The organism is Micromonospora sp. NPDC053740, assembly GCF_040677775.1.
Lineage (GTDB): Bacteria > Actinomycetota > Actinomycetes > Mycobacteriales > Micromonosporaceae > Micromonospora > Micromonospora alfalfae.
Genome location: NZ_JBFASO010000004.1, coordinates 374,426 through 396,644 on the forward strand (window position 1 = coordinate 374,426; position 22,219 = coordinate 396,644).

The following is a 22,219-nucleotide window of genomic DNA, read 5'->3' on the forward strand; positions in this document are numbered from 1 at the left end:
TGAGTGAGCGGTGGTCAGCCGGTGGGGCCAAAACGTTCGGTCTTGACCCGACGCGACGGGTGACCGAGCCCCACCAGCAGGTCGGCAACGGTCTCCACGAACGCGGTAGGGCCACAGACGTAGGTGAGGGGCTCCAGGTCCGGTGGCCACCCGTGCGTGTTGACGTCGGCCAGCCCGATCCGGTGCGGCTCACCGCGCCAACCCTCGGGCGCCTCACGGGTGTAGACGTACGCGACGTCCAGCCCGAAGTCGTCGCGGACCCGGCGGCGCAGCTCGTCGGCGTAGATCACGTCACCGGGGGTGCGCACCGAGTAGATCAGCCGGAACGGCGCCTTGCTGCCCACCGCCCGCCGCGCCCGGATCATCGCCATCAGCGGCACGACGCCGGACCCGCCGGCGACCAGCTGCACCGGCGCGGTCTCCTCGGGCCGCCAGATGAACCAGCCACCGAGCGGTCCGCGGACCTCGATCGGGTCGCCGGCCCCGAAGACATCAATGAGGTACGGCGACACCTCGCCGTCGTGCACGCGCTGCACTGTCACCTCGATGCGCGGCCCTCCCGGCCCGTCCACGGCCGGCCCGGCGATCGAGTACGACCGGGCCGCCTGGTAACCGTCCGGGGCGGTGAGCCGCAGGTCGACGTGCTGCCCGGGCAGGTGCCCCGGCCAGTCCGGCACCTCCAGCACCAGGGTCTGCGCGGTCGGTGTCTCCACCCGGCGCTCCACCAGCCGGCCGACCTGCCACCGGTTGGGCGTACGGCGCTGGGTGCTCGTCGCCACGGCGCGCTCAGTCACCCTGGTACCGCTGTTCGCGCCACGGGTCGCCGTAGTCGTGGTACCCGGCGGTCTCCCAGAACCCTGGCTCGTCCATCGTCTTGAGCCGGAGGCCGCGCACCCACTTGGCGGACTTCCAGAAGTACAGGTGCGGCACCAGCAGCCGCGCCGGCCCGCCGTGCTCAGCGGGCAGCGGTGCGCCGTCGAAGGTGTGCACCACCCAGGCCTGGCCGCCGCGCAGGTCGTCGAGCGGCAGGTTGGTGGTGTACCCGCCGTAGGAGTGCGCCAGCGCGAAGTGCGCCCCGGTGTCGACGTCGGCGAGCAGAGTGTCCAGTGAGACGCCCTGCCAGTTGGTGCCGAGCTTGGACCAGCGGGTGACGCAGTGGATGTCCACCATCGGCGTCTCCTGCGGCAGGGCCATCAGCTCCTGCCACGACCACCGGTGCTCGCTGCCGTTCTCGGCGGAGATGACGAACTCCCAGGTGTCCAGTGACACCCGGGGCGTCGGGCCGGCCGAGAGCACCGGAAAGTCCTCGGTCAGATACTGGCCGGGGGGCAGGGCCGGCTCCTGCGTTCGGGGCCGACCCTGAAAGCCCGGTGACACGATTCCCATTGCACAGTCGTACCACCCGCGTCGGTGGAGGCGGGAGCTTTCCCGCGTACCCCGTCGTCAGCCGGCGCGGCGCGGTCAGTGCCGTTCCGCGACGACCTGACGGTCCTCGGGCAGGTTGCCGCCCCGGGTGGCGCGCAGGCTGGTCATCGTGACCACCACCAGCACACCGATGATCACGCCGAGCGAGGCCAGTGTGGGGATCTGCGGCACGCTGTCCCAGATGCCGTGCGCCCAGTGCAGACCCAGCTTGAGGCCGATGAACGCCAGGATGATGGCCAGGCCGTAGCTGAGGTGCACCAGCCGGCTCAGCGCCGCGTGCAGGACGAAGTAGAGCGCCCGCAGGCCGAGCAGGGCGAACGCGTTGGTGGCGAACACCAGGTACGGGTCCTCGGTGATGCCGTAGACGGCCGGCACCGAGTCGACAGCGAAGACGATGTCGGTGGCCAGCACCGCCACCACCACAAGGGCGAACGGTGTGAGTGCGCGCTTCGCGCCCTGCCGAATGGTCATCTTGGTGCCGTGGTAGTCGTCCACCACCGGCATGACCTTGCGCAGCAGCTTCACCGACCGCATCTTGTTGATGTCGACTTCCTGCTGATGCCCGGACATGGCATCGCGCAGCAGCTTCACCGCGGTGGCGATGAGGATGATCGCGAAGAGCAGGAAGGCGAAGTCGAGGGTCTGCAACGCGGCCGCGCCGAGGGCGATGAAGACGGCCCGCAGCACCAGCGCGCCGGCGATGCCGTAGAGCAGCACCCGCTGGGCGAGCACCGCCGGCACCGCGAACGCCGCCAACAGCAACATGAAGACGAAGAGGTTGTCGACCGAGAGCGACTTTTCCACCAGGTAGCCGGTCAGGTATTCAACGCCCTGCTGGGAGCCGAATCGGGACCAGATCCAGCCACCGAACGCCAGCGGCAGCGCTATGTAGAACGCCGACCAGCCGATGGCCTCCCGCATGGACACCTCGTGCGGACGACGGGTGACCAGGAAGTCCAGCACCAACAGCAGGACGACCCCGATGATGGTGACCGCCCACAGCGTGGGCGTGCCCACCGACGACAGGTCACTGGCGGCGGACAGATACGACACTTGGCTCATGTGGGGTCTCCTCGAACACCGTCATGTTCGAGGTCTCCTTCACCCACCACCTGATGGGCAACCACCCGAGGCGCGCCGGGCGCGCCGTACTGACCGGAATGGTTCGTGGGAAGTACTCCCCTCGCACGACAAGGTTAGGCCAGGCGGAATCGCCACGCCAAGCGGGACATCGATGGTTGCCCTGGTAAACCGCTGTGTGTGCGTGATACGAGCGCTGTCAGCCGCGGCGCAACGTCGCGCCCGGGGCCATCGCCTGCTCGACCAGGCCCCGATAGTCACGTGGCAGTTGGGTCACCACGTCATCGAACTCACCGCCGGTGATCGCCTCGCGCAGGGTGGTGAAGACCGCCCGACTGGCGTCCTCGGCGGCGGGCTCCTGCACACCGGCGCGCAACGCGACCCGGGCGACGAACTCCGCAGCGCCGAACCGGTCCGCCTGCTCGGTGCTCGGGCTCGGTTTGAGCACGAGTTGCAGCGGTTGGGGCAACTGGGCGGCCAGGTCCAAGACCTCACCGCCGGTCAACCGCTCGGCGAACGTCTCCAACACGGCCCGGGTCAGCTCGACCGCCCGCTCGGACGACGTGGCGGTGCGCTGGGAAACCTGGTCGATGAAGGTGTCGTAGTTCATCGCGTACTCCCTTGGCTCGCGTCGGCGTCTGCGGGTACCCGCGGCGGCCGAGGAGAAACGGCGCCGGTTTCCTCCGCCGGGCGGGCGTGACCGGCCGGCGGGCGGGTAACCGCCGCCGGTCGTCACCACATCGATGCCCGAGGGAGCCCACGCCATGGCGAGCTACGCCGACGTCCTGCAGTACCTGTCGAGCCTGGACTACCCGGCCGAGAAGGACGACGTGGTCCGCGAGGCCGAACGGGAGGGTGCCCCGCCGGACGTGTTGAAGGCGCTGCGCGCCCTGCCGCCGGTCGACTACGCCAACGGGACCGAGGTGGCCCGGTCGGCCGGGATCGAGGCGGCGCCCGAGGTCGGCCCCGCCCAGCGGGCCGAGCAGGCCCGGGACAAGAAGCACAACCGGGTCTCGCAGCACCTGCGGGGCATCTGACCCGGCGGTGGCGCCCATCACCCCGACCTGGGAGCGTCCCGAATGACCCAGACCGGCCCCGACCGGCCAGCGGACGTGCGTTTCCCGGCTGCTGCGAAGCAGCTCGCCGTTGTGGCGGTGGTCGGCGTCATCGCCGGCTGCGTCTTCGCGCTGCTGCTGCCCCTGCCGCTCGCGGCGCTGGCCGGCTGGGACGTGGGCGCACTGAGCTGGCTCGTGCTGGTCTGGCACAAGATCTGGCCGATGGACGCCGAGCGGACCGCCCAGCTGGCCGTCCACGAGGACCCGAACCGGGCGATCCGGGACGCCCTGCTGCTCGTCGCCTGCCTGGCCAGCCTGCTGGCTGTCGGGTTGGTAGTGGCCAGCGCGCAGAGCGCGCCTCCCGGGGTGGCCCGGGAGGCGCACAGCGGCGTGGGCGTGCTCAGCGTGGTGCTCTCCTGGTTCGTGGTGCACACCGTGTTCGCCGCCCGGTACGCCCGGATCTACTACACCGGCCCGGACGGCGGGGTGAACTTCAACCAGCCCGAACCGCCGCGCTACTCCGACTTCGCGTACGTCGCGTTCACCATCGGGACGACGTTCCAGATCTCCGACACCAACCTGACCAGCAACGAGATGCGTCGCACGGTGCTGCGCCACTCGATGGTGTCGTACCTGTTCGGCGCGTTCATCATCGCCGTGACCGTGAACCTGCTGGCGGGTCTGGCGCGGTGAGAGGGACTCAGCCGGCCGCGCGGACCCCCGGGGCGTGACACGGGGCGGGGCCGATCGAAGGGCCGGGACAGGCGGGCGCCCCTGGTCACGAACCGCGACCTAGGGCGCCACGCAAGCCTGCCCAGGCGGTGAACCGCATCCGAACCGGTCGCGGTCACCAGGCGGTGGAGGTCCGCTCGAACCGAGCGGCCAGCACTGCCGGGTCCAACCATACGGCAGAACATCCTCCGTTTGGTCAGAATTTGGGGAAGTGTGGGCCAGGGCACGTCACGGCCGACCGGTCACCTCCGCGTACCGATGCTCCAGGTCGACCCGGGCCAACGCCCCCACCAGCCAGGCCAACTGCTCGGACTCGCCAGTAGCAAGGCCGGCGAGGTCGTCCGCCGACCTGCCCAGCCCGAGCCGCCGGGCGGCGGCCAGCGCCCGCCGATCGGCGACCGGGGCCACCTCCCGCCACAACGCCTGCGCCTCACGGAGAAACAGGACGACGACCTGATCATCCACGCCCGGAAGCTCGGCCAGCAGCGCCCGCTCCCGGACCGGGTCGTGGTGCGCCACCGCCCGCAGCCGGCGCAGATCGCCCCGGTACCGCTCGACCACCGTCCGAGCCAGGTCACCCAGCACCGCAGCCAACGCGTCCACGTCACCGCGCTGGCCGCTGGCGCGCAGCACCCGGACCCGGTCCTCGTGCAGCGAACGCGCCAGCCGGGCCGCGCTGTCCCACCCCTCGTCGCGCACCGCCCGCGCCCCGTCCAACGCCCGCCGGAAGTCACCACGACGGGCCAGCAACACCGACAGGTACAGCACCTGGAACAGGCTCGCCGGGTTGTTGGTCACCCGGAACCCGTACTGCTCGGCGAAGCCCCGCCCGCTCCCGGCGAGCCGGCGCGCCAGACGTTTACGGTCCTCCACCGGGGTGATCAAACTGGTCGCCATGCCGGCGACTACCCGCGCCGCCAACTGCCACACACCGGCCGGTGTCGTCAGTCGTGCAGGCCGCCGGTGCGGTCGCGGGCCTTGAGGCGGGTCGTGGGCAGGGCCGGCGCCGGCAGCGGCGGCGCCGAATCGTCGGCGACCACACCGAAGCGCCCGTCGCCGGCCATCCAGTCCTCCCGGGCCGCGGCGATCTCCTCGTGTGACCGGCCGACGAAGTTCCACCACATCACCAACGGCTCCTCGAACGGCGCACCGCCCAGCAGCAGCAACCGAGCCCCGGCCCCGCCACGCACTGTCAACTCCCGGCGGCCCGAGCCCAGATACAGCAGCGCCCCCGGCTCGAACCCCACCCCGGCCGCCTCCGCGGACCCGGACATCGCCAGCACGGCGTACTCGAAATCGGGTCGCAACACCATCGTCGCCGGCGCCTCGCCGCCCAACTCCAACTGCACCCCCACCAGCGGGGTGTGCACCACCGCCGGTGACCGCTCCCCGGCAAACTCGCCCACCAGCACCGTGACGTCCAGGTCGCCGTCCCGCCAGCGCGGCAGGTCCGCGTGGTGGGCGAAGTCGGCCGCTCCGGCCCGCGCCGGATCCGGCAGCGCCACCCAGAGCTGCACACCGTGCATCACCGGCGGATGGGTCGCCGGTGAGCGCTCCGAGTGGGCGATACCGTTCCCGGAGGTCATCACGTTCAGCTGGCCGGGCACGATCGGCTGCACGTTGCCGAGGCTGTCCCGGTGCAGAATCTCCCCGTCCAGCAGCCACGTCACCGTCTGCAGCCCGGTGTGCGGGTGCGGCGGCACCTCCATACCGGGCCGCTGCGCCACATCGTCCGGGCCAAAATGATCCACGAAACACCACGCGCCGACCATCCGGCGGGCGCGCTGCGGAAGCAGCCGCCGCACAGTGGTGTACCGACCCAACGGCACGTCGTGGCCGGGCAACAACACACTGCCGGGATCGACGTCGGCCACGCCGGGCGGTCGGGTCTGCGCCAGCATTGATTCAGTACGCTCCACCGCCCGACTGTACGCGCACGCCCACTCACGACCACGACGCTTCTGGCCAGGGCGGGCGGGGTTCACCGGCCAGTGGTTGTCAGGGTGGGCTGGTCCGGCGTGCGCTGACCCGGCGTGCGCTGACCCGGCGTGGGTTCACCGGTTGCTGGAGGAAACCAGAACACTGTTGGCACCGGCGACCAGGTCCAGGTACAGGCGTTCCGCCGACCGGTCCCAATCCGGCGTACCCAACACCGAGCCCGCGGCCACCCCATCCCAACGGTCGCCGCGTACCACCACTGAGCCGGCACCGACTCCCGCCCGAACCCGTACCGCAGTCTCCCCCCGGACCCGGACGTCGAGCTGGCTGGTCCCACCGGTGAGTCGTACGGTCAGGGTGCCGGCGGGCTGGTCTGCGCGCGGGCCGGTGGGGTTGCCGGGGCCAGCGGCGGTGATCGGTGGCAGAAGAATCTCGGTACGGCTGGAACCCCCGGCGAGTTCCACGCCCAGCAGCCGGGCCCGGGTCAGATCCAACACCTGACTGCTCACCCCGCCAACGAGGTGGAGACGCCAGGCGACCCGCTCGTTGAGCAACACCCGCACGGCCCGTGGCCCGCGCGTCCCGGACTCCACGAGGTCGAGCCGCACAGTCTCCCCCCGCACCGCCGGTCGGCCCGCCACACCCGAGCCGGCCGGGGTACTGATCCGGTACAGGTCATGGCCCAACTCGGCCACCCGCAGCTCGAACGAGGACAGCCCATCCGCGAGCACGAAGGTTCCCTTCTGCCGACCCGCCAACGGCGCTGTCAACAGGTGCTCGGCAGCAGCACCCGCACCACCGCGGCGACCCTCAGCTCCGTCCGGGTCAGCGACGCCCCCCGGACGGCCCCCGTCCCCCGGGCGAGTGCCGTCGGGGCGAGTGCCATCGGGGCGAGTGCCATCGGGGCGAGTGCCATCGGGCTGGCTGGAGTAGGTCATGCCGAGGTGGTCGGGATCGGCAACGATCACGGTCACCGCCGCCGCGCCCAGGAGCAGCACGACCGCGGCAGCAGCCACCAACAGACGAGCACCGGTGGACAACCGTCGCGGTGCCGGCTCCCCGGACGGTTCCGTCTCACCGGACTGTGCTGGCTCACCGGACTGTACTGGCTCACCGGACTGTGCTGGCTCAGACTCCGGTTCGCGATCCACGCCGTACCCCACTGCGGCCATGCCTGTGTCCCTCCGCCGGTCCCCGCTCAGGGGTACGTATAGACCAGCCGATCGGATCACTCGGCGCCGATCACGTCACTCCGCTACGTCGCCAACGTAGATCTTGGACAGTTTCCGTTCGCTCGGAACGGAAACTGTCCAAGATCTACGGACAATCGCAACCAGACGACGCCGTTTACCTCCCCCAAGACCCGTGCAGGGCCGCATCCCCAGCCCGACGACCAACAACCAACGGCCCCGCAGCCAACCGCCAGCAGCCGGCGGCGCCCCAGCAAGCAGCGCCCCAGCAAGCGGCGGCCAGCAGCCGGCGGCCCCGCAACCGGCGGAGCCCCAGCCGGCGGCGGCCCAGCCAGCGGCGGCCAGCAACCGGCGGCACCCCAATCAACGGCACCCCAACCGGCGGCGGCCAGCAACCGGCGGCACCCCAATCAACGGCACCCCAACCGGCGGCGGCCAGCAGCCGATGGCTGGCGGGCGATGAGCGGCTAGCAGCCAGTGATCAGTCAACGATTCCGCGACTGGTGAACGGCGACCGGCCAGAGCAGAAAGGCCGCTGGCCGGCACCCGGGGTTGCGGGTGCCGGCCAGCGGTCGGTGTCGTGCGGAGGTGCTGTTGTGCGGGTCAGCTGTTCCAGTACTGGCCAACCAGGTCGGCGGCCTGCTGCTCCCACTGGGCGTAGGCGTCCGGGTACGCCGACACCTGCACGGTCTGCGCGGCGTCGGTCAGGGGCATGTCCTGCCACCCGTCGACCTGCTTCAAGCCCTTGAGGAACGCCGTCGTCGAGTACTCCGGGTCGGTGATCTGCTCCGGCGTGCCCCAACCACTGGACGGGCGCTGCTGGAACAGGCCCAGCGAGTCGTGGTCGTTCATGTCGCCGAGGTGGCCCAGGTTCTCCAGCTTCGACTCCTGCAGGCTCGTCGCGATCGAGATCACCGCGGCCCGCTCCGGCAGGCCCGCCTTCTTCGTGGCGGCGATGATCGCCTTGACGTTCGCGGTCTGCTCGTCGTTCAGGGCGATCCGGGACTGGTCGCCCTGGGTGCCGTGCGGGATGAGCTTGCTGGTGTCGGGCTTGTCGGCCTGCACCGCAACGGCGACGGGCTTGGCGTCGACCGGGTTGGCCACGTGGGCGATCGGGCCGGCGAAGACACCACCGGCGAAGGCGAGACCAGCAACGGACAGCACGCTCTTACGCATGATCGTGTTCATGGGGGTAGCTCCTTCGGGGGTAGGACACCCAACCGCCGGGGGGCGGCGGCAGGGTGTGAGCACCTCGTCCGGCGCTGCACAAACAAGGGGAAAAGTCTCTGGGGGGTGACGTCCATCTGGGCGTCGGGTCGGCGACCTGCGAGCGGGGGGCTCGTGGCGCCGGGACCCTGTGTAACGACCGGGGGGCCGGGGTCATTCCGGGTTGGCCCACCCGTCGGCACCCTCATCGAGGCGGTGCAAGGTGGTCGTTCGTGGGGACTGTAACGACCGGGTGGAGGCTGGCATTCCAGCCTGCGTGACCAGCCCTCAGGGGCGGGCGGCGGGTCGGTGGTACTGCGATCGTCAGGGTATGTAACGACCCCGGCCCCGCCACGATTCCGGCCCACGAGTGCGCCCGACCACATCCCACAACACCCAGCAGACGACAAACCGCCCAGGCGGCACCGGGTGGCGGGGCGTCGGATCATGCCTCAGCGGCGTGATCCACTCGGATTCACGGAAGTCGGGGCATCCGAGACGCTGGGACAGCCCGACGTCAGGAAACCCGAGTCGATCACGAATGAAGCGGCCGGCGTATGACACCCGTTGCCGGCGAAGTTCTCAGACAGGCCCGGCAGGCGACAGCCGGGAGGGGGACGGCGTTGACCGGACGCCAGGAGCGGTTACTGGCCCGTCAGGCGGGAGCGCACCTTTGCGGCGCAGGCGTCCAGAACCGTCTGCGCGTCCAGCCCGAGGCTTTCGATGGCCACCAACGCGGTGAAGGCGACGTCGGCCAACTCCGCCGCGACGTCCTCGCGGGTGTGGGTGACACCCTTGCGTGGATTCTGCCCGAGCAGACCGATCCAGGCGGCCGAAGCCTCCCCCGCTTCCTCGGTGAGCTTGAGGATGCGGCAGGTCAGTTCCGTCTGCCCGGTGCCGTTCGCCGCGTCCAGCCAGCCGCGTGACGCTCGGGCCGCCTCCCAGATCGTCTCGTCCACGACGACCAGTCAACCCGATCGGCCCACCGGCCCGAACGACCGGGTAGGGCCGGACCGCCGTGTTGACCGGCGGATCAGCGAACCCATTGACACTGGTCGACGGCGGTTCTAGGTTCAGGACGCTACCGGCCGGTAGGCAAACGTCCCGCTGGTCGCCCCCGGGCGACAACCGTCCGATGGGGAGCACCGATGCTGTCCACACCCGTCCGTACCCTCCGCCGCCTGCTCGCCGCGGCTGCGACGCTGACCCTCGCGGTCGGGCTGGCCGGTGCCGCGCCAGCCGGCGCCACCGGTCGCGACCCGAGGGGCGGCGAGCCGCTGCCCGGCTACACCATCGAGAATCCGCCGTTGGCGCCGCTGGTCGTGGGCGGCAAGCCGACGACGGTACGCCAGGGCGTGCACCGCCACGCCGGGTACATGATCGAGGTCCCCGCCCGGTGGAACGGCGACCTGGTGTTGTGGGCGCACGGTTACCGCGGCCAGGGCACTGTGCTCTCGCCGGAACCGCCGGCCTTCGGGCTGCGCCAGCGCCTGCTGGAGCAGGGGTACGCGTGGGCGTCGTCCTCGTACGACCGCAACGGCTTCGACATCCGCTCCGGGGTGCTGGGGACGAAGGATCTCGCCGACCACTTCGGGCGGACGGTCCGCCGACCGCAGCACACCTACGTCGCCGGGGTGTCGATGGGTGGGTACGTCATCGGTCGTTCGCTGGAGCAGTACCCCGGCTTCTACGACGGCGCGTTGCCGATGTGTGGTGTGCTCGGCGATCAGACGCTGCTCGACTTCTACCTGGACTACAACCTGGTCGCGCAGGCACTCGCCGGGGTGCCGGCGTATCCCACGCCGGCTGACTATCTGACGAACGCGGTGCCCCGCATCCAGGTGGCGCTCGGCCTGGCCGGGCTGACCCCCACCGGCCCGGACACCACCACGGACCGGGGCAAACAGCTGCGGGCGATCACCGTGAACCGTTCCGGCGGGCCACGTCCGGGCGCCGACGCGGCGTTCGCGGTGTGGAAGGACTTCCTCTTCTCGATCAGCGTGCCCACCGGGAGCGGCAACTCCCCCGCCCAGCGGCCCGGCCAGTTGTCCACCAACCTGCTCACCCGCTACACACCGAACAGCCCGGTGAACGTCAACGCGACAGTGCAGCGGGTCGCCCCGGAGAACCTGCGGCAGCGGCTCCTGCCGACGCTGACCGAGGTGCCGCGCATCGCCGGCCGCCCGACCGCGCCGGTGCTCAGCCTGCACGGTCTCGGCGACCTGTTCGTGCCGTTCAGCATGGAGCAGGCGTACGCCAGTGACGTGGCGCGCAACGGTCGCAGCAGGCTGCTGGTTCAGCGGGCGATCCGGGCCACGCAGCACTGCGAGTTCAGCCCGGCGGAGGCCGGTGCCGCCTGGGACGACCTGGTGTCCTGGGTACGCACCGGCAAGCGCCCGGCCGGCGACACCGTGACCGACCCGGCGGTGGTGGCCCGACCCGACTACGGCTGCCGGTTCAGCGACCGGGACGCGTACGCGGCCGGGGTCGGCACCCGCCGCCTCTACCCGGCCTGCTGAGGTACGCGAACACGAAGAACCGGCCGGCTCCCGTCGATAGGGAGCCGGCCGGCCTCGTGTGCGGGTGTCACCACATCTGCTGGACGATGTCCGCAGCCTGCTCCTCCCACTGCGCGTACGCGTACGGGAAGGCGGAGACCTGCACGGTCTGCGCGGCGGCGGTCAGCGGCAGGTCCTGCCAGCCGCCGACGTTCTTGAGCGCGGTGAAGAACGCCGTGGCGGCGTACTCCGGGTCGGTGATCTGGTCGGGCGTGCCCCAACCGGACGACGGACGCTGCTGGAACAGGCCCTGCGAGTCGTGGTCGTTGTACGCGCCGAGGTGGCCGAGGTTGTACAGCTTCGACTCCTGCAGCGAGGTGGCGATGCCGATCACCGCGCCCCGGTCACCGACGCCGGTCTTCTTGGCGGCGTCGACGATGGCGCGGGCGTTGGCCAACTGCGCGTCGTCGAGCGGTACACGCGACTGCGCGCCCTCGATGCCGTGCGGGATCAGCTGGGCTCGGCTCGGCTTGCCGGCCGGCGGCTTGCCGGTGGCGGAACCGGTGGTCAGGCCCGACTCGACGGGCTGCTCATCCTGGCGTACCGAGGTGGCGGCCTTGCCGGTGGCGAGGTCGATGGCGGCGACGGCGCCCTGGTGCGGTCCGGAGGTGACCGGGGCGGCGGCTGCGGTCGGCGCGAGGGCCAGACCGCCGAGGGCGGCCACACCCGCCACGCTCAGCGCGGTCTTGCGGTACGAGTCCTTAGCGATGGCGGGGAGCCATCGAGTGAAGTCGACCTTCACGATGGTTGCCCTTTCGATCGTGCGGAGCGCTCCGGGATGAACACTCCTCGGGAGATGACCGCGGAAAAGCGTTTGGGCTCCGGCGGTACGGGGGACACAACCGGGTTCAGGTGTCGGGCATTCCGGAAACGTCCGAGGCCCGCGCCGGTGCGGCCTCGGTCACGGGACGACCCCGGACACGACGGCTCTTGGCGCACCGAACGGCGAGGGCTGTGACGGAGGGTGCTTTCGGAGTCGGGGGGGCAGTCTCCGAACAACAGCCTTTGCTCTGCTTACCTATACGCGCCAGTGACAGTCCGTGACAATGGGGAGGGACCTCCGTGGCTGGCCGAAAGCGCCCATCCGCAGCTCAGGGGACATGGTGCGTATAGGTAAGCAGAGCAAAGGGAACGCGCAGGGTGGGTGGGGGTAGGGACCGAGCGTTTTGTCGCTACCGTCAGTGGCCGTTTCCGGATGATCGTGGCGGAGGCGGTGCGACGCGCGGCCACGGCCAGCAATCGCCCGTGGGCGTCCGCCGCTGCGGCTGTCTGCCCCCGGGGTGAGAGGACCGCCCGGAGGCTGCCCGACTCAGTCGTCGCCGTCGCGTCCGGACTTCGCGGCCCGCGTCCCGACACCCTCGTCGGGGCCGAGAAGTTCCTGGAAGACGGTGATGTGCAGGCCGGCGGGGGCGTCCAGGCGGGAGTTGAGCGACTGCCACGGTGTGCGGGTGGGCGGGGCGACCTCGCTGGCCCCGGCGGCGACCAACCGGGCGGTGGTCGCCTCGGCGTCGTCCACCTCGAAGGCCACCCGGATTCTGGGCGCGACCTGCCGACCCACCTCTACCTCGTCGATCATGCGCTTCTGCGCCGGGTTGGCGATCTCCAGGGTGGCGCGGCCGGCGTCCAGGATCACCACCCGGGCGTCGCCGTCGCCGCTGAACGCCGCCTCCTCGGGCAGGCCGAGCGCATCGCGGAAGAACGCGACGGCAGCGTCGTGGTCGGCGGCCTCCACCACGAGCCGCAGCTGGCGGACAACGGGGGCGGGCGAGTCGGCGGCCATGTTCAAGATCCTAGCGCCGCGGCAGGGTTATGTTGGGACCGTCCAGAGGGGAGCGACTGTGGTCGAGGCGGCGAGCGATGACACGTACCTGCTGCACCTGGTCGGCCGGGTCGCGTCGCCGCTGACCGACGTGGCGAGCGCGCCACGGCAGGGCGACGAGGGCGCGCCGACGGCGTGGCTGGTCTTCGACCCGCAGGTCGAGCGGGCCGTGCGTGACCTGCGGGTCGGCACGGAAATGCTGGTACTCACCTGGTTGGACCGTGCCCGGCGCGACGTGCTCGCTGTGCACCCACGCGGCGACGAGAACCGTCCGGAGACCGGGGTGTTCAGCACCCGCTCACCGCACCGGCCCAACCCGATCGGGCTGCACCGGGTGCGGATCCTGGCGGTGGATGGGCTGCGCGTCGAGGTCGCCGACCTGGAGGCCCTCGACGGCACCCCGATCCTGGACGTCAAACCGGTGCTGGGCGCGGCTGACGAACGCTGAGCCGTCGACCGCGCGACAGCGGTGCGGTGTGCCGGGCTCAGCGGCCGCGGTCCAGCCACTCCTGCAGGTGCGGCGCCTCCGCGCCGATCGTCGTGTCGTCGCCGTGCCCCGTGTGCACGACCGTCTCCGCGGGAAGGCTCAGCAGGCGGGTGCGGATCGACCGGACGATGGTGTCGAAGTCGCTGTACGAGCGGCCGGTCGCGCCCGGGCCACCGGCGAAGAGCGTGTCGCCGGTGAACACCGCGCCCAGCTCCGGCGCGTGGAAACTGCACGCCCCGGGGCTGTGCCCGGGGGTGTGCAGCACCCGCAGCGTGGTGCCGCCCACCTCGATGCTCTGCCCGTCGTGCAGCTCACCGTGCGGCGGCAGGTGCGGGTGGACCATGTCCCAGAGGACCCGGTCGGCGGCGTGCAGCAGCACCGGCGCGCCGGTGGCCTCGGCCAGCTCGGGCGCCACCCGGACGTGATCGTCGTGGGCGTGGGTGGCCAGGATCGCCCGGACCCGACGGTCACCCACCAGCGCGAGGATCGCCGCCACGTCGTGCGGCGCGTCCAGGACGACGCACTCACTGTCGTCACCGATCACCCAGACGTTGTTGTCCACGTCGAAGGTCTGCCCGTCCAGGGAGAACGTGCCCGAGGTGACCGCGTGGTCGACGCGGGCGGTCACGGGAACACCACCACCGAGCGGAGCACGTCGCCGTTGTGCATCCGGTCGAAGGCGTTCTCGACCTGGTCGAGCGCGATCTCCTCGGTGACGAACGCGTCCAGGTCGAGCCGGCCCTGCAGGTACAGCTCGGTGAGCATCGGGAAGTCCCGGCTGGGCAGGCAGTCGCCGTACCAACTGGACTTGAGAGCGCCGCCACGACCGAAGACGTCCAGCAGCGGCAGCTCGACCTGCATCTGCGGGGTCGGCACGCCGACCAGCACCACGGTGCCGGCCAGGTCGCGAGCGTAGAACGCCTGCTTCCACGTCTCCGGTCGGCCCACCGCGTCGATCACCACGTCGGCGCCGAAGCCGCCGGTGGCGGCGCGGATCGCCTCGACCGGGTCGGTCTCGGACGCGTTCACCGTGTGGGTGGCGCCGAACTTGCGGGCCCAGTCGAGCTTGCGGCTGTCGGTGTCCACAGCGACGATCGTGGTGGCGCCGGCGAGGAGCGCACCGGCGACCGCCGCGTCCCCGACGCCGCCGCAGCCGATCACCGCGACCGAGTCGCCCCGCGTGACGTTTCCGGTGTTCATCGCCGCACCCAGCCCGGCCATCACCCCGCAGCCCAGCAGACCCACGGCGGCGGGTCGGGCCGCCGGGTCGACCTTGGTGCACTGCCCGGCGTGCACAAGGGTCTTCTCGGCGAACGCCCCGATGCCCAGCGCCGGAGCGAGTTCGGTGCCGTCGGTGAGGGTCATCCGCTGCGTGGCGTTGTGGGTGTTGAAGCAGTACCAGGGCCGACCCCGGCGGCAGGCCCGGCAGACCCCGCAGACCGCCCGCCAGTTGAGCACCACGAAATCGCCCGGGGCGACGTCGGTGACGCCCTCGCCGACCTGCTCCACGATGCCCGCCGCCTCGTGACCGAGCAGGAACGGGTAGTCGTCGTTGATGCCACCCTCGCGATAGTGCAGATCGGTGTGGCATACACCGCACGACTGAATCCGGACGATCGCCTCACCGGGCCCGGGATCGGGCACCACGATGGTGGTGACCTCGACCGGTGCGCCCTTGCTGCGGGAGATGACTCCCCGGACTTCCTGGCTCACTTCGCCTCCTGCTGGTGGTCTGCGGCAGGGCCGGGCGCCGGGTGGGCGGATGTGCCACGGGCTCGGCGGTGGGCCCCCGGCGAACCTACCGCGACCACCACGGCCAGCCCAGTCGGCCCGGCGGGTTATCGCGGGCGGTCCGGGGTACGCGGGCGGCATTCGACAACGGCCGACGGGAGTGACAATGAAATCCGCGCACCTGCCACTGCGGGTCAGTATCGGCGCGTACTTCCTCAACTCGGGTCTGGGCAAGCGCACCCTGGAGGGGACCGCGGCGGAGGGCCTGCACGGGATGGCGGTCGCCGCCATGCCCCAGCTCGGTCAGCTGGAACCGGCGCGCTTCGCCAAGCTGCTGTCGTACTCGGAGATCGCCCTGGGGGCCGCGCTGATCGCGCCGTTCGTCCCGGCGCCCCTGGTCGGGCTCGGCCTGACCGCGTTCGGCGCGGGCCTGGTGCAGCTGTACCTGAAGACGCCGGGGATGCGCGAACCCGGCAGCATCCGTCCGACCCAGCAGGGCTCGGGGCTCGCCAAGGACGTCTGGCTGGTCGGTGCGGGGCTGACCCTGGTGCTGGAGGGGCTGACCCACGGCCGTCGGCGCGGCTGACCCGGCGGGTGGCCTGAGGAGCTTCGGTGACCCAGCCTCGGTCCGTGCGGCCGTTCTACCGGCCGATGCGGCCACGTCGTCGCGACGAGCCGCACCGCGCGGCCACGCCGCTGGAACTCTTCTTCGACCTGTGTTTCGTGGTGGCGGTGTCCCAGGCCGCCGCCAACCTGCACCACGCCGTCTCCGAGGATCAGCTCGGCCACGCGCTGACCAGGTACCTGTTGGTCTTCTTCGCGATCTGGTGGTCGTGGATGAACTTCACCTGGTTCGCCTCGGCCTACGACACCGACGACGACCTCTACCGGATCGCGACGCTGGTGCAGATCGCCGGTGCGTTGATCATCGCCGCCGGCGTGCCCCGCGCGTTCACCGACGGCGATTTCAGCGTCATCACGTACGGCTACGTGGTGATGCGGATCGCGCTCGTGGTGCAGTGGTGCCGGGCCGCCGCCGGGGACCCGGCGCACCGCCCGGCGGCCCAGCGGTACGCGATCGGCGTCACCGTCGTCCAGCTCGGCTGGCTGCTCCGGCTGGCCCTGCCGCCGGGGTGGGAGACCGCGGCGTTGCTGCTGCTGATCGTGGCCGACCTGCTGGTGCCGGCGGTGGCCGAGCGCCCGGGGATGACCCCCTGGCATCCGCGACACATCACCGAACGGTACGGGCTGTTCACCCTGATCGTGCTCGGTGACGTGGTGCTGGCCACGTCGGTGGCCATCCAGACCGGCGTGGACGCCGGCGACCGTCGTCTCTGGTCGCTGGCGGCGGCGGCCACCGTGATCGTCTTCGCCCTGTGGTGGCTCTACTTCGACCGGCCGATCGAGGCGCCCGCCCGGCTGCCGTACTCCCTGGTCTGGGGGTATGGCCACTACCTGATCTTCGCGGCGGTCGCCGCGGTCGGCGCGGGCCTGAACGTGTCGGTGGACCACGAACGGCACCTCGCGCACATCTCGGGCCGGACCGCCGGGTACGCGGTGGCCGTCCCGATCGCCGTCTTCCTGCTCACCGTCTGGGTGCTGCACGTACGCCGGCACCAGCACGGAGTGGTGGTCGTCGCCTTCCCGGTCGTCGCGCTGGTGGCACTGCTCGCGCCACTCGGCCCGGCCCCGGTGTACGCGATGGCGGCGCTGCTGGTCGCCCTCGTGGCGTTGACCATCCTGTTGCGCCACCGCGACGTCGGCCCGAGCGCAACGGCGGCCGGCCCGGCCTGAACCGCTGTCACGCCACCTCGCGGGCCGGGTCGGCGAGGGTGTCGGCGGGGCGTTGCGCGGGGACGGCGGGGGCGGTCGCCGGGCGGACCACGCCCCGGTTCAGGCCGGTGACCAGGAGCCGGTTGTAGGAGGCCGGCAAGGCCCGGGCCAGCAGATCGGGCAACTTCGCCGACCAGCCGATCAACACCCGGCCCCGACGTCGCTCGACGCCACGCAGGATCACCTCGGCGGCCCGCTCCGGCGCGATGGTCAGCAGCTTCTCGAACTGCGCCCGACCGGCCGCGTACTCGTCGTGGGAGACGCCGCTGCCGATCCGGGCGTTCTCGGTGATCCGGGTGCGGATGCCGCCGGGATGCACCGAGGTCACCCCGATCCCGTCGTCGACCAGCTCGTGGCGCAGCGCCTCGGTGAAGCCGCGCACGGCGAACTTGCTCGCCGCGTACGCGGTCTGCCCGGCCGGCGCGATCAGCCCGAACAGGCTGGAGATGTTGACCAGGTGCGCGCCCGGCTCGGCCCGGAGGGTGGGCAGCAGCGCGTGGGTCAGCTGCGCCACTGCCCGGAAGTTGACGTCGATCACCCAGCTGAACTCGTCGAACGTCACCTGGTCGAACCGGCCGCCGAGGCCCACGCCGGCGTTGTTGATCAGCAGGCGTACCCGGGGGTGCCGCTGGCCGATCTCCGCGGCCACCTGGGCGGTGGCGGTCTGGTCGGCGAGGTCCACCAGGTACGTGGCGAGCTGACGATCCGGGTGGTCGGCGCGGATCGCGGTGGTGACCGCGTCCAGCCGCTCGGCGTCGCGGTCCAGCAGGACCAGATCGGTGCCTCGGCGGGCCAAGGCGTGGGCCAGCGCGGCGCCGATGCCACTGGCCGCCCCGGTGACCACCGCTGTCGCGCCGGCGAAGTCGAACCTCTGCACGATCCTGCTCCTCTGCTGGCGGTTACCGATGCTCGGACGCGACGGGACGCGGAGTGCGGTCGCGCACGAACACCCCGCCGGCCCGCGAGAACCGCACACCCTCGTCGGTGAGCCGGCCGTGCCGCATCAGCAACACGTCGCGGGCGTAGTTCTGGTGCAGCCGCCACGGCGCTGTCGCACCCTGCTTGGGCAGCGTGTCGACGGCGCGCAGCACGTAGCCGGAGCGCAGATCGATCAGTGGCACCCGCTCGGCGTCGGGCGGCGGGAGCGGGGTGACGACGTGCTGACCGGTGCGGTCCAGGTGCCGCAGCAGTCGGCAGACATAGCCGGCGACCAGGTCGGCCTTGAGCGTCCACGACGCGTTGGTGTAGCCGAGGGTCAGCGCGAAGTTCGGCACACCGGAGAGCATCATGCCCTTGTAGGCCACGGTGTTCGGCAGATCGATGTCCACGCCGTCGACCCGCAGCGTCAGGCCACCGAGGGCGAGCAGGTTGAGCCCGGTCGCGGTGACCACGATGTCGGCGGGCACCTCCGCGCCGGAGGCCAGTCGGACACCGTTCGCCGTGAAGGTGTCGATGGTGTCGGTGACCACCGACGCGCTGCCCGCACGCACCGCCGCGAACAGGTCGCCGTCGGGTGCCACGCAGAGCCGCTGGTCCCAGGGGTCGTAGCGGGGCGAGAAGTGCCTGTCGACGTCGTACCCCACCGGGAGCATGCCCCGCGCGGCCCGGCGCAGCACCCGCTTCACCAGGCCTGGCGCACGCCGGCTGAGCTGGAAGGTGACGGTGGACAGCAGCACGTTCTTCCAGCGCACCACCGGATACGCGGCCTTCGCCGGCAGCCAACGCCGCAGCGCGTCGGCCAGGCGGTCGCGGGCGGGCCGCGCCAGAATGTACGTCGGTGAGCGCTGGAGCATTGTCACGTGCGCGGCCCGCTGCGCCATCGCCGGCACCAGTGTCACCGCCGTGGCGCCGCTGCCGATCACCACCACCCGCTTGTCGCTGTGGTCGAGGTCGTCGGGCCAGCGCTGTGGGTGCGCCAACCGTCCGGCGTACGCGTCGACACCGGGCAGGGGCGGGGTGTAACCCTCGTCGTAGCGGTAGTAGCCGGTGCAGGCGAAGAGGAACGAGCAGGTCAGCACCACTGTTTCGGCGGTGTCGGTGCGCTGGGCGTGCACCGTCCAGCGGGCGGTGTCGCTGGCCCACTCGGCGCGCAGCACCCGGTGGCGGAAGCGGATGTGCCGCGGCACGTCGTACTCCCGGGCCGTCTCCCGCACGTACTCCCTGATGGTCGTGCCGTCGGCGATGGCCTTCGGCGCGGTCCACGGCTTGAACGAGTAGCCGAGGGTGAACATGTCCGAGTCGGAGCGGATGCCCGGGTAGCGGAACAGGTCCCAGGTGCCGCCGATGGCGTCGCGCGCCTCCAGCACCGCGTACGTCTTGTCGGGGCAGTCGCGACGAAGGTGGCAGGCGGCGCCGATGCCGGACAGGCCGGCGCCGATGATCAGCACGTCGAGGTGGTCGGAGGCCATCGCGTTCCTCCATCCGGGGCGGTGATCGGACGATAACACCGCACCCGGACGGCCGAAAGTTGTCGCGAGAGCCCTAGGACGCCCGGGTGAAGGTCATGATCCAGTTGGTCTCCCAGGTCTGCTCGCCGTCAACCGAGAACGCCTGCTCCCAGCGGGCGGTGGTAGCGCTGATGTCGGACCAGATGAACCGGCACCGGACCGGCCGCCCCTCGTGCTGGTCGTCGGCGTAGAAGCGGCCCACCCCGTCGACGAAGCGGCCCACCATCGGCGGCAGTCCCAGCACCCCGTCCACGCTGCTCATCCAGTAGATCGACCACTGCTCGCGAGCCGGGTCGAAGATCCGGACGGTAGCCCCAGCGGAGCCCTTGGTCGGGAACGTGATCTCGTCGAAGTGACCGCCACCGGCGAAGAACCCGTGCGCCACCGACACCCCCGGGAACTCCTCCCACTCGTCGGAGCCGACCAGCCGCTTGCGCAGCCGCCGGTTGACAACGTTCCAGGTGCCCACAAAGAAGTCGAAGTCGCCCATCAGCGGCCCACCGGCCCTTCCGCTCGCGTGTCACGCAGATAATTGATCAGATTCGGACTCTCCGGCAGCAGCATGTGCCGGACCCAGGCGGCCCGCTCGTGTTCCAGAACCGCCAACTCCCAGACGCAGCCCATCGCTGGGCGGCGCAGGTGGACGAAGTGTGCCGGGTCGTCGTCGGGACAGTCCAGCGCCGGCTGCCCGGCCGCGGCGACACGGATCTCCACCGCGTTGTCCCACACCCAGGTGTACGCCAGCAGATAGGCGCCGGTGTCCGCGCCCCGGTGCAGCACCACCCACCCGGCGGCCGGGGTGCCGTCGTCGACGATGTCGGCCAGCAGCGCGGGCAGCAGGTCGTACGCGGCCTTTTCCACCTCCGGCTCGATGGGTCGATCCGGCTGGTCGACGTGGTAGCGCTTGAGCTGCCGACCGTCCACCATGATCGGTCCCGGCGTTCTCAGTTCCTTGTCGCGAAAAGCCATGCCGGGACGGTACGACCGGTCCCCTGACAACTAGTGTCAGTGAAGTGCGAGCCAGTCGACTTCTCTCCGTTCTGATGCTGCTCCAGTCGCACGGGCGGTTGACCGCCGCGCAGCTCGCCGAGCGGTTGGCCGTCTCTCCCCGCACCATCTACCGGGACGTCGAGTCGCTGCACGCCGCCGGCATCCCGCTCTACGGCGAAGCCGGGCACGCTGGCGGCTACCAACTGGTCGACGGCTGGCGGACCCGACTGACCGGGCTGACCGTCGAGGAGGCCGACCGGCTGTTCCTCGCCGGGCTGCCCGGCCCCGCCGACGAGTTGGGCTACGGCGACGTCGTGGCGGCGCTGCAACTCAAGCTGCACGCCGCGCTCCCCGCGCCGCTGCGGGACCGGGCGACCCGACTGCAACAACGCTTCCACCTGGACACTCCCGGGTGGTACGCCGACGGCGACGCCTCCCCCGAGCTGGCCCGCACGGCCGAGGCGGTCTGGCGGCAGCACCGCGTCGAGGTGCGCTACCGCGGCTGGAACGGCGAGGTGACCCGGGTCCTGGAGCCGTACGGCCTGGTGCTCAAGGGCGGCCGTTGGTATGTGGTGGCCGACCAGCCCGGCCGGGGCGCGCCGGCGACCTACCGGGTCAACCAGATCCTCGCGTTGACCCCACTGGCGCAGGAGTTCGACCGACCCGCCGACTTCGACCTGCCGTCCTGGTGGCGGGCGCACGTGGTGCAGTTCCGGGCCCGACTGCACCGCGACGAGGCCCACGTCCGCCTCTCCCCCGCCGGGCGGGAACGGCTGCGCGAGGTCGGCAGCGATCCGGTGGTGACAGCGATGGACAGCAGCGCCGGGCCACCGGACGCGCGGGGCTGGGTGACCGCGGTGCTGCCGATCGAGTCGCTCACCCACGCCCACGGTGACCTGCTGCGCCTCGGCGCCGACGTCGAGGTGCTGACCCCGGTGGCGCTGCGCGAACGGCTGGCCGCCACGGCCGCCGGGCTCGCCGCGCTCTACTCCCCCGCCTGAACAGCCCCGACCGTCTCCACAGTGGAAGGGTCGGGGGCGTCGATTGTCGTCACGGTGTGCCACCCTGGGACGGTCATCGATGGTCACCGGAGGTGAGGGTCACGCTACGACTGCGCGCACTGGTCGCCGTCCCCGGCACCGGGCCGGTGACCCTCGACGTTCCCGCCGGCACGCTCGCCGCCCTGGTGGCGCCGCCCCGGTTCGGCACGGCGGTGGCCCGGGTGCTGGCAGGCCTCGCTGCGCCGGTGACCGGTCGCGTCCTCGTCGGCGAGCGGGACGTCACCGGCCTGCCGCCGCCCCGCCGGCAGATCGGCTACGTGCCCGCCGGCGGCGCGCTGCTGCCGCAGCTCACCGTGCGGCGCAACATCGAGTACGGCCAGCGCAAACGCGAACGGGTGCACGAGGTGGCGAACGACTGGACGGCCACCGTTGTCGACCGGCTCGAGTTGGCGCTCTCTCTCGCCCTGCTGCCGCACCAGATCTCCGACGCCCAGCGGTTCCGGGTGGCGCTCGCCCGAGCGGCGGCCTGCCTGCCCGAGGTGCTGGTGATCGACCTGCCGGCCGGTTCGGCGGGCGACAGCCGCCTCGGTGACCTGATGCCTCGCCTCTCGCCGCCGGACGCCCCCGGGGTGGCGGTGCTGGTCTGCACGGCCGACCCGGCCACCCTGGCCGAGATACCGGTGCGGCACGAGTTGGTCACCGAGCCGAGCGAGGCGGCTCGATGAGG

26 protein-coding genes are annotated in these 22,219 nt (G+C 71.4%); 8 read left to right on the forward strand and 18 right to left on the reverse strand.

The window, feature by feature from the left end; genetic code table 11:
* Nucleotides 1-14: 14 nt before the first annotated feature.
* The 4 genes from AB0K35_RS14575 to AB0K35_RS14590 form a co-directional block, all read right to left on the reverse strand.
* Nucleotides 15-779, reverse strand: coding sequence for a ferredoxin reductase (locus tag AB0K35_RS14575; protein ID WP_091408113.1), 765 nt, complete (start codon nt 777-779; stop codon nt 15-17).
* Between the two features lie 7 nt (nt 780-786).
* A complete protein-coding gene (locus AB0K35_RS14580; protein WP_091408112.1) occupies nt 787-1,386 on the reverse strand; it encodes a sulfite oxidase-like oxidoreductase in 600 nt (199 codons plus the stop codon).
* 75 nt (nt 1,387-1,461) lie between these two features.
* A complete protein-coding gene (locus AB0K35_RS14585) occupies nt 1,462-2,487 on the reverse strand; it encodes a TerC/Alx family metal homeostasis membrane protein (RefSeq protein ID WP_238666791.1) in 1,026 nt (341 codons plus the stop codon).
* Nucleotides 2,488-2,704: 217 nt separating this feature from the next.
* Nucleotides 2,705-3,115 (reverse strand): DUF2267 domain-containing protein, encoded by a 411-nt coding sequence (locus tag AB0K35_RS14590; protein WP_091408107.1) that lies wholly within the window; start codon nt 3,113-3,115, stop codon nt 2,705-2,707.
* Between the two features lie 154 nt (nt 3,116-3,269).
* Between AB0K35_RS14590 and AB0K35_RS14595 the strand changes: the two genes are divergently transcribed.
* Complete coding sequence (locus AB0K35_RS14595; protein ID WP_030332551.1) at nt 3,270-3,542, forward strand: DUF2795 domain-containing protein; 273 nt, start codon at nt 3,270-3,272, stop codon at nt 3,540-3,542.
* Between the two features lie 42 nt (nt 3,543-3,584).
* Complete coding sequence (locus tag AB0K35_RS14600; protein ID WP_112640475.1) at nt 3,585-4,253, forward strand: DUF1345 domain-containing protein; 669 nt, start codon at nt 3,585-3,587, stop codon at nt 4,251-4,253.
* Nucleotides 4,254-4,520: 267 nt separating this feature from the next.
* Here the strand turns inward: AB0K35_RS14600 and AB0K35_RS14605 are convergent, their stop codons facing one another.
* From AB0K35_RS14605 to AB0K35_RS14630, 6 genes are all read right to left on the reverse strand, one after another.
* Entirely contained in the window at nt 4,521-5,189 is a 669-nt protein-coding gene (locus AB0K35_RS14605; protein ID WP_238666792.1) for a hypothetical protein, read from the reverse strand.
* 47 nt (nt 5,190-5,236) lie between these two features.
* Nucleotides 5,237-6,211, reverse strand: coding sequence for a pirin family protein (locus AB0K35_RS14610; RefSeq protein WP_238666793.1), 975 nt, complete (start codon nt 6,209-6,211; stop codon nt 5,237-5,239).
* 135 nt (nt 6,212-6,346) lie between these two features.
* Nucleotides 6,347-6,961 (reverse strand): hypothetical protein, encoded by a 615-nt coding sequence (locus AB0K35_RS14615; protein ID WP_363885610.1) that lies wholly within the window; start codon nt 6,959-6,961, stop codon nt 6,347-6,349.
* 35 nt (nt 6,962-6,996) lie between these two features.
* Nucleotides 6,997-7,146: a hypothetical protein gene (locus AB0K35_RS14620; RefSeq protein ID WP_363885611.1), complete on the reverse strand. Its 150-nt coding sequence runs from the start codon at nt 7,144-7,146 to the stop codon at nt 6,997-6,999.
* Nucleotides 7,147-8,023: 877 nt separating this feature from the next.
* On the reverse strand, nt 8,024-8,608 hold the full coding sequence (locus tag AB0K35_RS14625) for a hypothetical protein (RefSeq protein ID WP_238670729.1): 585 nt from the start codon (nt 8,606-8,608) through the stop codon (nt 8,024-8,026).
* Nucleotides 8,609-9,270: 662 nt separating this feature from the next.
* Nucleotides 9,271-9,585: a MazG-like family protein gene (locus AB0K35_RS14630; protein WP_363885612.1), complete on the reverse strand. Its 315-nt coding sequence runs from the start codon at nt 9,583-9,585 to the stop codon at nt 9,271-9,273.
* Nucleotides 9,586-9,774: 189 nt separating this feature from the next.
* Here AB0K35_RS14630 and AB0K35_RS14635 point away from each other — a divergent pair, with 189 nt between their 5' ends.
* Entirely contained in the window at nt 9,775-11,145 is a 1,371-nt protein-coding gene (locus AB0K35_RS14635; RefSeq protein WP_363885614.1) for a hypothetical protein, read from the forward strand.
* Nucleotides 11,146-11,212: 67 nt separating this feature from the next.
* Here the strand turns inward: AB0K35_RS14635 and AB0K35_RS14640 are convergent, their stop codons facing one another.
* Nucleotides 11,213-11,926 (reverse strand): hypothetical protein, encoded by a 714-nt coding sequence (locus tag AB0K35_RS14640; protein ID WP_238670732.1) that lies wholly within the window; start codon nt 11,924-11,926, stop codon nt 11,213-11,215.
* 567 nt (nt 11,927-12,493) lie between these two features.
* Nucleotides 12,494-12,964: a VOC family protein gene (locus tag AB0K35_RS14645; RefSeq protein WP_238670733.1), complete on the reverse strand. Its 471-nt coding sequence runs from the start codon at nt 12,962-12,964 to the stop codon at nt 12,494-12,496.
* Nucleotides 12,965-13,022: 58 nt separating this feature from the next.
* Here AB0K35_RS14645 and tsaA point away from each other — a divergent pair, with 58 nt between their 5' ends.
* On the forward strand, nt 13,023-13,451 hold the full coding sequence (gene tsaA / locus AB0K35_RS14650; protein ID WP_238670734.1) for a tRNA (N6-threonylcarbamoyladenosine(37)-N6)-methyltransferase TrmO: 429 nt from the start codon (nt 13,023-13,025) through the stop codon (nt 13,449-13,451).
* 37 nt (nt 13,452-13,488) lie between these two features.
* Here the strand turns inward: tsaA and AB0K35_RS14655 are convergent, their stop codons facing one another.
* Together AB0K35_RS14655 and AB0K35_RS14660 are read right to left on the reverse strand one after the other, a co-directional pair.
* Nucleotides 13,489-14,118, reverse strand: a complete 630-nt coding sequence (locus AB0K35_RS14655; RefSeq protein WP_363885617.1) for an MBL fold metallo-hydrolase — start codon at nt 14,116-14,118, stop codon at nt 13,489-13,491.
* Entirely contained in the window at nt 14,115-15,203 is a 1,089-nt protein-coding gene (locus AB0K35_RS14660; protein WP_196922733.1) for an S-(hydroxymethyl)mycothiol dehydrogenase, read from the reverse strand. The genes AB0K35_RS14655 and AB0K35_RS14660 overlap by 4 nt, the downstream gene beginning before the upstream one ends.
* Before the next feature lie 184 nt (nt 15,204-15,387).
* Here AB0K35_RS14660 and AB0K35_RS14665 point away from each other — a divergent pair, with 184 nt between their 5' ends.
* A complete protein-coding gene (locus AB0K35_RS14665) occupies nt 15,388-15,807 on the forward strand; it encodes a hypothetical protein (RefSeq protein ID WP_238670736.1) in 420 nt (139 codons plus the stop codon).
* A 26-nt stretch (nt 15,808-15,833) separates the two neighbouring features.
* Nucleotides 15,834-17,015, forward strand: a complete 1,182-nt coding sequence (locus tag AB0K35_RS14670; RefSeq protein ID WP_238670737.1) for a low temperature requirement protein A — start codon at nt 15,834-15,836, stop codon at nt 17,013-17,015.
* A gap of 7 nt (nt 17,016-17,022) precedes the next feature.
* Here AB0K35_RS14670 and AB0K35_RS14675 read toward each other — a convergent pair whose 3' ends face one another.
* The 4 genes from AB0K35_RS14675 to AB0K35_RS14690 form a co-directional block, all read right to left on the reverse strand.
* A complete protein-coding gene (locus AB0K35_RS14675) occupies nt 17,023-17,931 on the reverse strand; it encodes an SDR family NAD(P)-dependent oxidoreductase (RefSeq protein ID WP_238670738.1) in 909 nt (302 codons plus the stop codon).
* A 22-nt stretch (nt 17,932-17,953) separates the two neighbouring features.
* Nucleotides 17,954-19,462 (reverse strand): NAD(P)/FAD-dependent oxidoreductase, encoded by a 1,509-nt coding sequence (locus tag AB0K35_RS14680; RefSeq protein WP_363885620.1) that lies wholly within the window; start codon nt 19,460-19,462, stop codon nt 17,954-17,956.
* 73 nt (nt 19,463-19,535) lie between these two features.
* Entirely contained in the window at nt 19,536-19,991 is a 456-nt protein-coding gene (locus tag AB0K35_RS14685; RefSeq protein ID WP_238670740.1) for a hypothetical protein, read from the reverse strand.
* On the reverse strand, nt 19,991-20,470 hold the full coding sequence (locus tag AB0K35_RS14690; RefSeq protein WP_363885622.1) for a hypothetical protein: 480 nt from the start codon (nt 20,468-20,470) through the stop codon (nt 19,991-19,993). Before AB0K35_RS14690 ends, AB0K35_RS14685 begins: the two co-directional genes overlap by 1 nt.
* Before the next feature lie 44 nt (nt 20,471-20,514).
* On the opposite strand from AB0K35_RS14690, the gene AB0K35_RS14695 reads away from it, so the two are divergent.
* Both AB0K35_RS14695 and AB0K35_RS14700 read left to right on the forward strand, forming a co-directional pair.
* Nucleotides 20,515-21,492 (forward strand): YafY family protein, encoded by a 978-nt coding sequence (locus AB0K35_RS14695; RefSeq protein ID WP_363885624.1) that lies wholly within the window; start codon nt 20,515-20,517, stop codon nt 21,490-21,492.
* 92 nt (nt 21,493-21,584) lie between these two features.
* The gene (locus tag AB0K35_RS14700) at nt 21,585-22,217 is read left to right on the forward strand and encodes an ATP-binding cassette domain-containing protein (protein WP_238670743.1); all 633 of its coding nucleotides are present in this window, start codon (nt 21,585-21,587) and stop codon (nt 22,215-22,217) included.
* Nucleotides 22,218-22,219: the final 2 nt, after the last annotated feature.